This is a genomic window from Ruoffia tabacinasalis, from assembly GCF_042652985.1.
In the GTDB taxonomy this organism is placed as follows: Bacteria; Bacillota; Bacilli; order Lactobacillales; family Aerococcaceae; genus Ruoffia; species Ruoffia tabacinasalis.
Window position 1 is genome coordinate 92,788 of record NZ_JBHSHQ010000028.1, and the last position, 15,004, is coordinate 107,791.

The following is a 15,004-nucleotide window of genomic DNA, read 5'->3' on the forward strand; positions in this document are numbered from 1 at the left end:
AAGGATGTCGTAAATGGCAACTGGAAGTCGTGTAGAACGCAAAAAATATAGAAATAAAAATAATAATAAGGAAAACAAAAATAAACGCAATCGAAAACCTAAGAAAATCGTCAAACGAATTTTCATTTTACTCATTATGCTTTTTTTCATTGCCGTCATTGGTGGTGCGGGAGTTTTCGGTTATTACGCAATGAATTCCCCTGAAATTAGTTTTAGTGATTTACAAGGTCAAGTTTCGAGTAAGATATATGATAAGTCTGGTGACTTAGTTAAGGAACTTGGGGGGCAAAATAAAGATGTCATGGAAGCCTCAGAAATCCCACAAGTATTAGAAGATGCGGTTATCGCTATTGAAGATACTCGTTTTTATAATCATAATGGTGTCGACCCGATAAGAATTGTTGGTTCACTAATTGCTAACCTTCGAGCTGGAGGTATCGTTCAAGGTGGTAGTACAATTACCCAACAATTAGTTAAACTATCCGTATTCTCAACTGATTTTCAAGACCAAACTCTAGAGCGTAAATCTCAAGAAGCTTGGCTCGCAATGCAAATAGAACAAGAATATAGTAAAGATGAGATTTTAACTTTATATTTAAATAAACTTTTCTATTCTAATAATGTGTATGGTGCTAAAACAGCTGCTAAAGAATTTTTTGGTAAAGATATTCAAGAGATTAATTTAGCTGAAGCTGCCCTCTTAGCTGGTCTTCCTCAAGCACCTTCTAATTATGATCCTTATACGAATCCTGCTGAAGCTAAAGAACGTCGAGATTTAGTACTAGCAGTTATGTTAGATAGAGAAATGATTTCTCAACAGCAACATGATGAAGCAGTTAATACTTCAATTGAATCAATGTTAGTACCATTATCTGACAGCTCAACGAATAAAGTTGACTTAGTCATTGATGCTTACTTAGATGTTGTAGCTCAAGAAGTGCAAGATAAGATGAATGTCAACATCTATACCGATGGCGTTGAAGTTTATACGAATATGGACTATCAAGCTCAAGAGAAACTTTACGATACGGTGAATAATAATGAAGCGGTTGTCTTCCCTGATGATCAAATGCAAACGGCTGCTTCGATTGTAGATGTCGATAATGGACAATTAGTTGCCCTGATCGGTGGTCGTAAACAAGAAGTTGCGATGGGCTTAAACCGTGCCAATACATTGAATCGCTCAATTGGTTCAACTATGAAACCTTTATCTGCCTATGGCCCTGCCCTAGAATACTTAAACTTCTCTACAGGTACATTGGTCGTTGATGAACCATATACGTACTCAAGCGGTCAAGAATTTTATAACTATGACTTTGAATATGAAGGTAATATGACACTTCGTGAGGCTTTAGCCGGCTCACGTAATATTCCGGCTTTAAAAGTGCTTCAAGCGGTTGGGTTAGATAATGCCTATGCCTTTTTACAAAAGATGGATATCAATATCCTCAATGACAACAAACGTGAATTAGTCGAAGCAAACGCTCTAGGTGGAGAAATTACACCTATTCAATTGTCAGCAGCCTATGCTGCCATTGCAAACTATGGTGAATACAATAAGCCATATACGGTGGATCGTGTTGTTACTTCTGCTGGTACTGAAGAAGTATTCGAAACTGAAACGCGTCAAGCAATGAAAGATACTACCGCTTATATGTTAACAGACATTCTAAAAGGTGTGCCTGGTGTATTTGCTAGTAGTTCTGATATTGAAGGTATTTACCATGCTGGTAAAACTGGGACAACGAATTATACTGAGGACCAGTTAGCAGCCCTTGGTTTAAACCAAGGAACATATGCTGCTCCTGATGGTTGGTATGTTGGAATGAGTCCACAGTATTCAATCAGTTCTTGGGTGGGTTATGATAATCCAAATGAACCTGGTAATTACTTAACCCTTGAAGAAACTGCTATTCCTCAGCATATCTATCGTGAAATGATGACATATCTAATGGCAGATGTACCAGTAACAGATTGGGAGAAACCAGAAAGTATTGTTGAAGTAGAAATTGAAAAATATACTGATCCAATATTATTACCTGGACCATATACGCCTGCTGAAGCTAAATCAAACGAATTGTTTATTAAAGGTCAAGAACCTACAGAACAATCACTCGCTTACGGTCGTTATATTAATCCACCAACTGGATTTTATGCAGAATATGATCAAGAGAATCAAGTGATTAATGCTCAATGGGGACCATTGACTGAATCTGGACAGTTTGAATTATCTGTTAATGGACAAATTGTTTACACCGGAACGAACACTGCATTCCAAATTCCTGCAGCAAGTGATGGTGAATATGTCTTAAGATTAAGAATCGTTGATGGTAATAGTAGTTCTGACGTAATGGTCATTACACTAACGCTAACAACTCAGGAAGATTCTTCCGAGGATGAATCTGAAAGTGAAGATGAAACAACTTCTTCCGATGATGAATCAGAAGAATCTACGCCAGAAGGAACTGAATCCGAACCAAATGGGAATGAATTACCTGAAGAAGAAAGTCCGAGTGTTTTCGGTACGGAATCTGAATCAGAAAATAATCCTTGGTAACAAAAAGAGTGAATGAGAATAAAATCTCATTCACTCTTTTTTGCTTTTATGGTGATAACCATCGACCAATTTGTTGGTTGGAATGATAAACAGCATTCTCTTTATCTTCTTCACTTACTTCAAGGTCACTTAAACTTTGAGGTATTATATATGATTCTAAAAATACCGATGAGGGATTAATAAAACCAATGGTTTCAAACTGTTGATCATCTAGATGATATTGAACTCCTAGTCTCTGCGGTTCATCTACCTGATCAGAGAAACTTAAGATACGTTGGGAAGTATAGTATATATCCCCTTTAGCTTCTATATAATAATAAGTACCATCACTCCCCTTGTATTCGACCTCTTCAGATAATTGATCTTCATCATAAAAAGGTAAAGCTTCAAAATACTTCTTCATATAACCTTGCTTATAAAGAGACAGTTCTGAATAGGAATAAGGAAAGTCAAAAAATATTTTCTTCTCATATGTGCGATTAGCAGCATTAATATAACTATTTAAATCAATCATTTCATGATGCTCTTCGTAACCTCGGTAGACAAATACTCCAGTTATAAACCAGAAAATAATCGTTACTAAAGCGATAACTTGTACGATTCTTTTTTTTATATAAGCGATTGAAGCAAAAAATATAATACCTAATACGCAACTAATCGTGACAAATATCCACATATCCGTAAAATAAAACTGTTCCATTTCGAGCCATTATTCAAACATTTTGCCGTCCCCAATCTAAAGTCATCTAATTTATCTAGTATAATTTTATAACTATGTGATATAATAATTTACATGATAGTTATAAGGAGTTAAATCATGAAAAGTAGTTATTCTAATAATAACGCAAGAAGACTAGTTATTCTAGGTCTTTTTATTGCATTAATCATCATTCAAAGTTGGGTGCCATTCCTTGGCTTTATTACGATTGGCCCTATTGCCATGACTATTATTCCCATTACGGTAATTTTAAGTACATTGTGGCTCGGTACACGCGATGGTATGATTTTAGGCCTAGTTTTTGGTTTAAATTCACTCGTTCGTGCATGGCTTATTGGGAATCCAATTGAAAGAATGATCTTCACTTCGCCTTTAGTTAGTGTTTTACCACGAATTCTCATGCCTCTTCTATTAGGATTATGTATTAAATATATTCTTGATCGTTTTCCTGATTCTACTAAAGGTGCTGTTGCAGGCTTTGTTGGTAGTATCTTAAATACAATTTTAGTTCTTGGCGCTATTGGAATCTTCAAACCTACAGAATATATCGGAGCCATTGATGGCGCAAATGTTAGTCAAATATGGCCGATTTTATGGGGAATTGTCACAGCCAATGGTATTCCAGAAGCGATTTTAGCAACAATTATTACACCAATTATCTTCTTTGGGGTTAATCGCTCAAGACGTTAAAAAAACAGCTTCAAAGTGATTTCACTTCGAAGCTGTTTTTTTATACGTCTTCTAAATATTCATAGCACTTCTTACTTCTAGCAGTACAGTAATATCTTCCGAATAAAACGAGCAACTGATGTGCATGACTCCAATATTCTTGAGGTAATTTTTCCATTAATATCTTCTCAACTTGTACTGGAGTAGCATCTTCAGGTACGATATTTAACCTCTTGCATACTCTTTCAACATGGGTATCTACAGCAATTGCTGGTGTATCAAAAACAACTGAAAGGACAACATTTGCTGTTTTTCGTCCTACTCCAGAAAGTGACATCAAATCTTTTCGATTATCAGGGATCTTTCCATCAAATTTATCAACTATATCTTTAGCCGCACTTACTAAATACTTTGCTTTATTACGATAAAGTCCCAGTGTTTTAATGTATGGTTCGACTTCTTGTGCTGTGACTTGACTCATTGATTCTGGATCGGGAAAAGCTTCAAATAAGGCAGGAACTATCTTATTCACTTGTTTATCTGTTGATTGTGCACTTAACATTACCGCAACTAACATGTGGAAGGGATCTTCATAATCCAATTCAGATTTTGCATCTGGAATTAAACGATCCATACGGTGGATAATATCAAGTACTTCTTCTGAATTTAAGGTCATATGTCTCTCCTATTAATTGTTGTCCCAGTAATTAAGTGGTATTTCGATATGCTCATATTGTGAATCATCCACCATTTGTGAATTATTCTGATTATTTCGATTCTCAAATCGCTCAATGTCTCTTTGAGCTTCATCTGCTGTTCGAATATTTTTCTTTTCCCAATTAAGTAAGATACGGTCAATGTATTTTAAACTCAGCGCTTGGTTTAAAACTGCTTGTTTTAAAGCTAATTGAACTAACTTTTCATCATATTTAGAAATGTTTACCCAGTCATTTAATGTTTCTAATTCAATCTGAGTTAATTGTCTTCCAAATTCTTGTTCAAATGATGTGACTATATTCAGCCCTTCATTTTGGGGAGCCGAATGGTTCTTTTTCGTATTTTGTGCGCTTTGGGCACTTTGTTGGAAGTTTATCTCATCTAATTTGTCGAACAACGGTCTTAATGTATAATGATCCGTTTGTTTGCCTTCACTATTTGGCACCAATTCGATTTCTAGGAAGTCTTTGTTCATGAGTTGACTTAGTGTGTCGCTCACTTTGTGGCTACTCCAACCAAGATCGATGGATAGACGGTTCATATCTTCAGATGATTTTCCTCGATTGATTTGAGAAAAAATATATAATAATAAAACCATCTGATCACCGGTTAATTCAAGTTGATGGTATTGATCAAAAAGAATGTTAGGTACTGAAGTAAAACCGTCTTTAATCCAATCATAGGCAGTGCTTCTCATATAGTCTTTAACTCCCTTCTTTTAAAATTTTCCCTATAAACGCATAAAAGCCATCTGAAAATGGCTTTTACACATTAAATAATTTGTCTTATGGATATAAACGGTTTAATAATCTTGGGAATGGGGCTGTTTCTCTAATATGCTCAATTCCAGATAACCAAGCCACTACTCGTTCAAGACCCATTCCAAACCCACTATGTGGTACGCTACCATAACGTGAAATATCTAAATACCATTGGTAAGCATCTAAGTCTAAACCAAATTTAGTAATATTTTCTTTCATGATTTCGTAATCATTCTCACGCTCTGAACCACCAATGATTTCACCATAACCTTCAGGTGCAATCATGTCGGCACATAATACTGTACGAGGATCTTCAGGATTAATCTTCATGTAGAATGGTTTAATTGCTTTTGGATAGTTAACAATAAAGATTGGTCGATCGTATTTGCTGGCAATAAATGTTTCATGAGGTGAACCAAAGTCATCTCCCCATTCAATATCATCGAAGCCATTCTCTGTTAATAATTCAATTGCTTCTGTATAAGATACACGTGGATATGGTAATTTCGTATATTCTTCTAAGGTAGCAACATCACGTTCTAAAGTAGATAAAGCTGAACCACAATGATCAATCACATTACGTACAACAAAAGCAACATACTCTTCTTGTACTTTTAAACTTTCCTCATGATTGTAGTTTGCCATTTCAGGTTCCATCATCCAAAATTCAATTAAATGACGACGTGTTTTTGATTTTTCTGCTCTAAACGTAGGACCAAAGGAGAATACTTTACCAAAAGCCATAGCCGCAGCTTCTAAGTATAATTGACCACTTTGTGATAAGAAAGCATCTTCATCAAAGTATTTAGTATGGAATAACTCTGTTGTTCCTTCAGGTGAGCTTCCAGTTAGAATTGGTGGGTCCACTTTAATGAAACCACGGTCATTATAAAATTCATATGTAGAACGAATGATTTCATTACGAATTTGCATAATAGCGTGTTGTTTTGATGAACGTAACCATAAGTGACGGTGATCCATTAAGAAATCTGTTCCGTGGTCTTTAGGTGTAATTGGGTATTCATGACTTTCACCAATCACTTTAATTGATTCAACTAACAGTTCATAACCTAAACTTGAACGATCATCTGTTTGGATAACACCTGTTAATTCAACACTTGTTTCTTGTCCTAAGTGTTTAACTAACTCAAATGTTTCTTCACCTACTTGGTTTTTTAACACGACACCTTGGAAGTACTCGTGTCCATCGCGTAGTTGTAGGAAAGCGATTTTCCCACTACTTCTTTTGTTTGTAACCCACGCATGAATTTTTACTTGTTTATCTACATAGTCGCCTGCTTGACGCATTGTAATTGTATCCACAATATTCCCCCTAAATTCTTAAATATTAGCGATAGATTGAATCCACTCGCCATTTGACGCATTAATATAATAATACGATAGTGTATTATTCTCAGCTTTAAATGAAATCTCCCAAACGGGTTGATTATTCATCATCCCAAGTCGAGGTTGTAATAGTTTCGTTGGTTCATTTTCACTGAGTGTAATCGATAAGGCATCTTGATGAGATATGATATCTTGAGAAGTATAATATTGAATATCTCCTCCGTCTTGCGTAACAATTGCATATATTTGATTACCATTCTCATCTGTAAAATCCAGTGTAAAGTATGATTCATCAATAGTTACCCAATAGAAATCGTTAACTTCTTCGACATTATAATCTAAAGAAACTAACTCGACAGTTTCCTCCTGAGCTTGCACCATCGAACCCATACTTTGCGAATAGATAAATAATAATGCAACAAGTACAATTAACAGTAAAACTGTTAATCCTGATACTACTTTACGGTTCAACGTTTGGCCTCCTTCCGATATTTCTTTCTAATTTCATGACCGTTATATAATAACATATTTTTGATGTAAATTGAATAAACACATGAAGTAGTTAGTTCAATATATTAATTTCAACCATTGATTCTAATTGATCTAATATTTCTTTTGTATAGTACTTTGTATATAAACGCTTATCTAAAATATAAAGTTTTTCATTCGCATAATTGTTACTAATAAAATTGATGACGGTTTTAATTCTTTGAATCATTTGTGGTAGCAATATATCATCAAATAATTCCGTTTGATCTTTTGTTTTCTTTAGATAATGATACTTCGCTTGTATTTTAGTTTCACCTGGAGATTGGAAAGGTAAATTATATAATAGAACTGAAATTTCAGTTTGATTATCTCCCCAAAGAAGTTCAGTAAAGCTTCTTTCTCTGAGAATGACAATAACTTTTTCAGTTTCATATATCCGCCTTCTAATTCGATTTAAACTTCCAGTTATGGACTCAGCTAAGATATGATAATCTTGAGAAATTTCGTCATTAAGAATTAACTTATGGAAAAGATCTGAAACTAGAAACTGATTCGGCATAATAATTATAATTTTATCGCCTAAATGCTTACGATCACTATTTATAAAGTCAGATAAATCAGAAATTCGTGTTGCATTATCTTCACCTTGAATAAATTCAACTGGATGATTTAGAATATGTCTATTTTCTTTAAATAATGTTGGTAGTTTTAAATAATCAAATGCTGAGTCGAGTTGGATCCAATTGGAATCTCCAGTCATTCTAGAATTATAATAGTTTCCTGAACTGACTAATAATGCACTTTGCATATCAAGCAGCCAAGTAAGACTTTCTTTCTTAATAAGAATAGGCTTCACTTGAATTGATATATTATAAAACTTGTTATTCACTCGTGTTGCGCTGATTGTCATATAATTTTTTTCGTCATTCATCAAATTCATTTGTTCTAGTTGGTTAATAAAACGGTGTAATGGTAGAACTTGTTGATTCATTTTCTTCAGCTTTTCTGACTCAATAACTAATTGCTTATAAAAGCCAGCTAATTTAGTTCTAATCTTATTGGCAAAGTCCATGATCTTCTTCGCGTCATCGGATTCAATATTCACGTAAGTTTGAACATTTTCTTGTTGGATTGTGTTATCAAACGGTTCTTCTTTTAATATATTGCTGATTATCGAGATTAAGTTATTACTTAAATCTCTCATCGATTGAATCTCTTTGCTTAAATGAACAACATATTGATTATCACTGTAAATTTGTTGCATATCATCAAATAAATTAAGTAAATGATTACTCAAATCACTCAATTCAATATTACTCTGTTGAATATAGCGAGCAGAGTCAATAAAGGAATTAACATTACCTATAATCAGATGTCGATTGAATAAATACTCTGTCTGTTCTCTGTTTTTTTGCATCATACTGTGTAAATTAGCGTCATAAGTGATGATGATATTTGCTTTTTTAGCATTTTTAATCACATTATGGAAATTAGAATGGTTCTTTACTAATAAATCGTTCGCTTGGTGCTTACTTAACAAGTTTTTAATAGACAATTCTTTATTAATTTCGCTAAAATCACCGAATTTTGACAAAGCTTGCCAATGTATAGATGCCGCTATAACGAGTAATTCCTGTTGATTATTACGCTTGAAATTATATTGAAGAATATAATTCTCAAAAGCTTTTTCATGTAAATAATTTCCTTGTGACTTTAATAAAGCAATCTTTTCTAAAGTAGTTTGCCTTATGATCACGTCACTCCAATAATTTGATTCATCTAATGTAGGCAAAGATAATAAATAACGCCCCTCTTTTAAGATCGTTTCATTAAATATCACATCATATGGAATGGGACGATGTGTATCTTCTAAGACAGCATAAGGATGGTTTTGCCATTTTTCATAAATAAATTCTGAAAGGGTTTGATTCTGTTTAGGTAAGTTTTCACTTTCTAAATCTACATCCGCTCTTTTGTCACTAACAATGTCGTTTAAAATAAACTTATCTGGATTAGTGAAAAATTCTATTTCGTTATATCTCAAATGCCTTAAAAATGGTTCCATTCGACCAAGAGTCTCAACCGGAATTTCTTTCGCAATTTTAGCTAACTCACTCACAATATCTGCAGTGATTAATGCATCTGAATAGGCATCATGAGCTTCACTATATTCTAAATTAAAATGACGACTTAAATCCGTTAAATTAAATCCGATTGCTGTTGGGACGATGATTTTCGCAAGGACCACTGAATCTAGTGCGATAGGATCAAATTCTAAATCAAATCTTTCAAAACTTTCTTTAAGTATGCGTAAGTCAAAGCCTAAATTATGAGCAATAAAGACACAATCTTTCAGCCTCTCATGCCATAAAGTCGCTACACTATTAAACTGTGGTGCATTGGCCACATCTTCTTCTTTAATACCTGTTAACTTTGCAATATGTTCTGGAATCTCACGATTAGGATTTATTAACATCGAATATGTATTAACAATATTGCCTTCAGATATAATAATTGCTCCAATTTGGATGATTCGATCACCCTCGTCAATATTGGGCCCGGTTGTTTCAATATCAACGATTGCAATTTTATTCTTTAACCTAGGCATACAAACACTCCTAATCTATACTGCCACTATTTTTTATATAAGCTTCAATCATACTATAAGTATTTTCTAGTTCCATTTCAATGATTAATCGTTCAATCTTATCTAACCATGCCCCAATTTCTGGACCGCCTTTTTTAAGATCAAGGATTGTCATAACATCTTTCCCATTAACGGCAATATCTTTTTTGCTTTTTATTGGTAATGCGTTGTAAATATCTTCGACAAATTTATGGTCAATACGTTGAGTTTCAAATAAAAAGTCCTCAACACGTTGAATATTTGAGAAGTCATAATTGTAAACTTCCCAACTTGTGACATGTTCCTCTTTAAAGTAGTCAAACAATTGAATCATTTGGATCACATCTTTGATAAAAGCATTACTATGTGTCCATTCTTTTAAAAAACTACGGATTGTTTCTGGCTGAATGATTCCCATATGTTTTAACATTCTAGCCCAGACTAAGCGCTCATCACGTAAAGCATTTGGTGTGTCTTTAAAATCTTTACTTAATTCAGACATAACTGTTCCTGCTAACTCTTGCGTAAATCCTGGCAAGTATTCAGCTAAACCCGTGTTCACTAGTAATTGAGCTTTTTCGGTAAATGAATGCCCAAGTAAAAATTTACTAAACTCAATTCTAATTCTTTCAATTGAAATATGTTGTAAATTTGCTTTTAAAGCTTGAATCGCATTAAATGACTCTTGTTCAATCTCAAAACCTAACTGAGAGGCAAATCGAATCGCTCTCATCATTCTTAAAGCGTCTTCTAAGAAGCGCTCCTGCGCATTACCAACACATCTGATTAGATGGTCATTTAAATCCTTTAAACCGCCGTGGTAGTCATATAATTCGCCTTGGCGATCAAATGCCATCGCATTAATTGTAAAATCACGTCTTAACGTGTCTTCTCTTAAATTACGAACGAAATTTACTTCATCTGGCCGTCTATAATCAGTATAGTCGCCTTCCGTTCTAAATGTTGTTATTTCATAAGGCGCTTTATCCACAACAACAACAATTGTCCCATGTTCCTTACCGACATCAAAGGTAATCGGAAACATAGCTTCAACTTCTTCTGGTCTTGCACTGCTTGCAATATCAATGTCGTTAATTTTTTTATTTAATAATATATCTCTTACACAACCCCCAACAAAATAAGCCTCATATCCATGAGACTCAATTTGCCCTAATACAGGAATTGCTTCTTGAAATAATGGATCTGTCAGTGATACAAACATATTATTCACCTTTCAATTTTTCAATTTGTTTTAAATAATAACTCACTTTATCAAAGTCGTATTTCTCTAAAGCGGTATTTAAATCTTTATTTAATAAAGACAGTTTCGTCTCCAATGAAATCTGATATAGACTATCTTCTAAGTCCATCAAAAATTGTAGATTTTCCGGGATATACGGATTATCTTCAAAAACATCAAACCTATACAGTTGTTGATAAAGATGAGGAATATCCACTTCGACATAAAAATCTTGCTTTGAAAAACGATGATTCAAGCGAATATCATGAAAGGCTTGGTCGCTCAATGTATAACTTAGCTGATCTTTATAATACATAAAAGGCAGTTGTGTATTCGGATTAAAGGAAATGTAAATTCCACGAGGAGCATACTTTGCCCCTTCAGAGAATAGTATATTATTCATTAGCTCAGAATTTGTTGATAGAAATTGCAATAAATAATTCACAGATGGATTAGAATGTTGGTAATTTGAAATTAACCATTTTAAAAATTGTCTTTTCCTTTCATTTCTCTCCATTTTCTTACTCCCACTCTTTATATTCATCTAAGTCAGATAAGTCATTTTTAGATTGAATTTCTTTACTCAAAGCTTTTAATTTTGGTATATCATAAAACGTATTGTTATATTGATTCACGACTTCTAATGCCTTCTCAACTTCTTTATTTGTAAAATAAAAGTTAGCAAGACGGTAAGCTAATTCTTCGTGAGGAAGTAAGTAATCAAGTGCGATTAAATAATCTTCTTCTGCTTTATCATTAAGACCTAAGGCTTCATAAACAAGCGCAAAATGATAACTCATATATTCATGATCAATTTGCTCCCCCTCAAAGACCCGTAAAAAATATAAGGCTTGTGCCGCGTCACTTTTACTTAAATAATAATTTACAATAATGTTAATTGCTAAATAAAAATCTTCACTATTATCAATTAAATTTGTATAATCAACGAGCTTTTCTATGATGTCATCATTTAAATGATCAACATCATCGGCTACTTTTGCTATGTTTAAAATCATTGGATCTAAGGGTGGTAATGTTTTAGCTGACCATGTTAATTCTTTATATAAATTTGATTTCTGTCCAGTTGTTTTATATAACTCGATTAAAAGAATTGAATAATTTATATTATCTGGATTTTTTTGAAGTGCTTTTTTTGCGTAATCGATTGCTCTATCAAATTGAAATAACGTCTTAAATACATTTGCAAATACGAAGAATTCATCTTCAGTTTCTAATGGAATTCGCTCATCTTTTTCAAGTTTTTCAACAGCTGCTAAGTCAATAATTTCTTTTAAGGACTCCACTTCAACTAGTTTCAGTCGAACATCACGAATATTTTCATAATCATCTAAATAATCATAAACCGCTCTATAATAGTTCTCTGCTTGGCTAATATTTTGCTGTTCTAAGTATATATCTCCTAAATCTTCATAGGCTTCCCCTAGTGTTGGATAACTTTTAATAATCTGGCGATACATATCAATAGCTTCTGTATGACGATTTAACTTTTTAAGTAATCTTGCTTCCAATAATTTGAGTTCAGGATCTTCTTTGTCAGATTTCGCTAAATCTAACCAATAAAAGTACGCCTTATCATAGGCTTCATATTGGTACAATTTACTCACAATTTGCTTAGCATATTTCTTATATTTTTTTAATTCAAATAATTCAATTAATACAGTCAGTCCTTGATCGACTGATCCTGTTTTGAATAAAATATCTGCTAGGCTTTCTAGTGCAGGTATATAACTACTATCTTCACTTGCTCTTTCTATATAATCAATAATAACTAACCGTTGTTCTTCAATGGTATCTACATTTCCTAATTCTTCTAAAATCTCATCTAGGATTGTCATTATCAAACCCTCCTTTACTCATTCTTATTTATTATACCACCGACATGTATTGTTGCCAAAATTAATCGGCGAATAATTGAATATTATGTGTCGTATATTTAAATTGGAAATTGCGAGGAATTGACTGATTATGTAAAGTGGAAATATTTAGTCACTTGCGGTCCACTAAAATTATCAATAATCAAAAAGAAAACCCCTAAAGCCTTGTGGCTCTAGGGGTTAAAAGCTTGAATTATTTTACAGCTTCTTTTAATGCTTTACCAGCTTTGAATCCTGGTACTTTACTTGCTGGAATTTGAATTTCTTCTCCAGTTTGTGGGTTACGACCTTTACGAGCAGCTCTATCACGAACTTCAAATGTACCGAAACCGATAACTTGAACTTTGTCGCCAGAAGCTAAAGTTTCTTCGATTGTTTCGAATAACGCTTCAACCGCTGCTGTTACGTCTTTCTTAGTTAAGTTAGTTTTTTCTGCTACTTTTTCTACTAATTGTGCTTTATTTGCCATTAGTATTCCTCCTTATATAAATCCTCATATTTGAGATATTTGAAATATACGACATCTCTTTAACGGATATTTCATTTATAAGAATAACACATAAAAGCTTATAATACAACGTTTTACACTATTCTTGAGTAAATCTAAACTAATATTTAAGCATTATGAACGCGCACGTGTAATTATATGTACCGGAGTACCTTCAAAATAGAAACTTTCACGTAACTGATTCTCTAAAAAGCGTTCATAACTGAAGTGCATTAACTCAACATCATTCACAAACACAACAAATGTTGGTGGGTTGATCGCAACTTGTGTCATATAGTAGATTTTTAAGCGTCTACCTTTATCCGTTGGTGTTGGATTCATCGCAACAGCATCCATTACTACGTTATTCAATACAGAAGATTGAACACGTCTTGCGCGGTTCTCGTGAATCATATTAATTAGTTCAGGTAGTTTATTTAATCTTTGTCCTGTTTTTGCACTCACAAATAAGATAGGTGCAAAACGTAAATATTGAAACTCTTTACGAATTTCTTTAGTAAACTCGTCGAACTTATTATTACTTTTGTCAACGGCATCCCATTTGTTAACAATAATAATAATACCTTTACCTGCTTCATAAGCATAACCTGCGACACGTTTATCTTGTTCGATAATTCCAGTTTCAGCATCTAATACCATACAAACAATATCACTTCGTTCAATTGCTGATAAGGCACGCATAACACTATACTTTTCAGTGTTTTCCCAAACTTTACCTTTTTTACGAATCCCTGCGGTATCAATCATTGTATATTCTTTACCATCAGCTGTCTTGAACTTAGTATCAACTGCCTCACGGGTGGTTCCTTCAATATTTGATACAATCACCCGTTCTTCCTTCAATATTGAATTCACTAAACTAGATTTACCTACATTAGGACGTCCAATAAAACTGAATTTAATTGAATCATCGTCATCTGTATCACTAGAATCTTCTGGAAACATTTCCACTATCTTATCTAATAAATCACCAATTCCAGTACCATGTGAACCAGATATTGGGATAGGATCACCTAAGCCTAAAGTATAGAAATCATAAATCATTTGGCGTTGTTCAGGATTATCTGCTTTATTAATCGCTAGAACAACTGGTTTTTTTGTTCGATGTAATCTTTGGGCTACTTCTTCATCCTCAAGAGTGACACCTTCTCTGACACTCGTCACCATTACAATGACATCCGCTTCATCCATGGCTAAGTCTGCTTGGTAACGCACTTGATTCATTAATGGTTCATTACTCATATCAATACCACCGGTATCAATCAAACGGTATTCTTTACCAATCCACTTACCTGTCGCATAAATACGGTCACGAGTTACTCCAGGATGGTCTTCTACAATCGATACTCTCTCTCCAATGAGTCGGTTGAATATGGTTGATTTACCAACATTCGGTCGACCTACTAAAGCGACTACTGGCACTTTACTCATTCATTTCACCTCCATAAATTAAGAAAAGACTGACTAATGAAAAGTC

At 33.7% G+C, this 15,004-nt stretch carries 13 protein-coding genes; 2 read left to right on the plus strand and 11 right to left on the minus strand.

Annotation, left to right across the window (positions count from 1 at the left end; translation table 11 throughout):
• Nucleotides 1-13 precede the first annotated feature (13 nt).
• Nucleotides 14-2,557 carry a transglycosylase domain-containing protein gene (locus ACFO5Y_RS04745; protein WP_197103327.1) on the plus strand — a complete coding sequence of 848 codons (2,544 nt, stop codon included), beginning with the start codon at nucleotides 14-16 and terminating at the stop codon, nucleotides 2,555-2,557.
• A gap of 46 nt (nucleotides 2,558-2,603) precedes the next feature.
• On the opposite strand, the gene ACFO5Y_RS04750 is transcribed toward ACFO5Y_RS04745, so the two are convergent.
• Complete coding sequence (locus tag ACFO5Y_RS04750; RefSeq protein WP_197103325.1) at nucleotides 2,604-3,257, minus strand: hypothetical protein; 654 nt, start codon at nucleotides 3,255-3,257, stop codon at nucleotides 2,604-2,606.
• A gap of 117 nt (nucleotides 3,258-3,374) precedes the next feature.
• Between ACFO5Y_RS04750 and ACFO5Y_RS04755 the strand changes: the two genes are divergently transcribed.
• Nucleotides 3,375-3,965, plus strand: a complete 591-nt coding sequence (locus ACFO5Y_RS04755) for an ECF transporter S component (protein ID WP_197103323.1) — start codon at nucleotides 3,375-3,377, stop codon at nucleotides 3,963-3,965.
• Nucleotides 3,966-4,005: 40 nt separating this feature from the next.
• Here the strand turns inward: ACFO5Y_RS04755 and nth are convergent, their stop codons facing one another.
• The 10 genes from nth to der all read right to left on the minus strand — a co-directional run bounded on the left by nth (nucleotide 4,006) and on the right by der (nucleotide 14,958).
• The gene (gene nth, locus ACFO5Y_RS04760) at nucleotides 4,006-4,620 is read right to left on the minus strand and encodes an endonuclease III (RefSeq protein ID WP_197103321.1); all 615 of its coding nucleotides are present in this window, start codon (nucleotides 4,618-4,620) and stop codon (nucleotides 4,006-4,008) included.
• A 12-nt stretch (nucleotides 4,621-4,632) separates the two neighbouring features.
• Complete coding sequence (locus ACFO5Y_RS04765; RefSeq protein ID WP_138403725.1) at nucleotides 4,633-5,358, minus strand: DnaD domain-containing protein; 726 nt, start codon at nucleotides 5,356-5,358, stop codon at nucleotides 4,633-4,635.
• 88 nt (nucleotides 5,359-5,446) lie between these two features.
• Nucleotides 5,447-6,730 (minus strand): asparagine--tRNA ligase, encoded by a 1,284-nt coding sequence (gene asnS / locus ACFO5Y_RS04770; protein ID WP_231606805.1) that lies wholly within the window; start codon nucleotides 6,728-6,730, stop codon nucleotides 5,447-5,449.
• A 33-nt stretch (nucleotides 6,731-6,763) separates the two neighbouring features.
• The gene (locus ACFO5Y_RS04775) at nucleotides 6,764-7,240 is read right to left on the minus strand and encodes a PepSY domain-containing protein (RefSeq protein ID WP_197103319.1); all 477 of its coding nucleotides are present in this window, start codon (nucleotides 7,238-7,240) and stop codon (nucleotides 6,764-6,766) included.
• 91 nt (nucleotides 7,241-7,331) lie between these two features.
• Nucleotides 7,332-9,866, minus strand: a complete 2,535-nt coding sequence (locus ACFO5Y_RS04780; RefSeq protein WP_197103317.1) for an exonuclease domain-containing protein — start codon at nucleotides 9,864-9,866, stop codon at nucleotides 7,332-7,334.
• A gap of 10 nt (nucleotides 9,867-9,876) precedes the next feature.
• Nucleotides 9,877-11,106 (minus strand): CCA tRNA nucleotidyltransferase, encoded by a 1,230-nt coding sequence (locus ACFO5Y_RS04785; RefSeq protein ID WP_197103315.1) that lies wholly within the window; start codon nucleotides 11,104-11,106, stop codon nucleotides 9,877-9,879.
• Nucleotide 11,107: 1 nt separating this feature from the next.
• Nucleotides 11,108-11,641 (minus strand): YpiB family protein, encoded by a 534-nt coding sequence (locus ACFO5Y_RS04790; RefSeq protein WP_197103313.1) that lies wholly within the window; start codon nucleotides 11,639-11,641, stop codon nucleotides 11,108-11,110.
• Between the two features lie 4 nt (nucleotides 11,642-11,645).
• On the minus strand, nucleotides 11,646-12,980 hold the full coding sequence (locus ACFO5Y_RS04795) for a tetratricopeptide repeat protein (protein ID WP_197103311.1): 1,335 nt from the start codon (nucleotides 12,978-12,980) through the stop codon (nucleotides 11,646-11,648).
• 232 nt (nucleotides 12,981-13,212) lie between these two features.
• On the minus strand, nucleotides 13,213-13,488 hold the full coding sequence (locus tag ACFO5Y_RS04800; protein ID WP_138403718.1) for an HU family DNA-binding protein: 276 nt from the start codon (nucleotides 13,486-13,488) through the stop codon (nucleotides 13,213-13,215).
• Between the two features lie 153 nt (nucleotides 13,489-13,641).
• Nucleotides 13,642-14,958 carry a ribosome biogenesis GTPase Der gene (der, locus tag ACFO5Y_RS04805; RefSeq protein WP_197103309.1) on the minus strand — a complete coding sequence of 439 codons (1,317 nt, stop codon included), beginning with the start codon at nucleotides 14,956-14,958 and terminating at the stop codon, nucleotides 13,642-13,644.
• Between the last annotated feature and the right edge of the window lie 46 nt (nucleotides 14,959-15,004).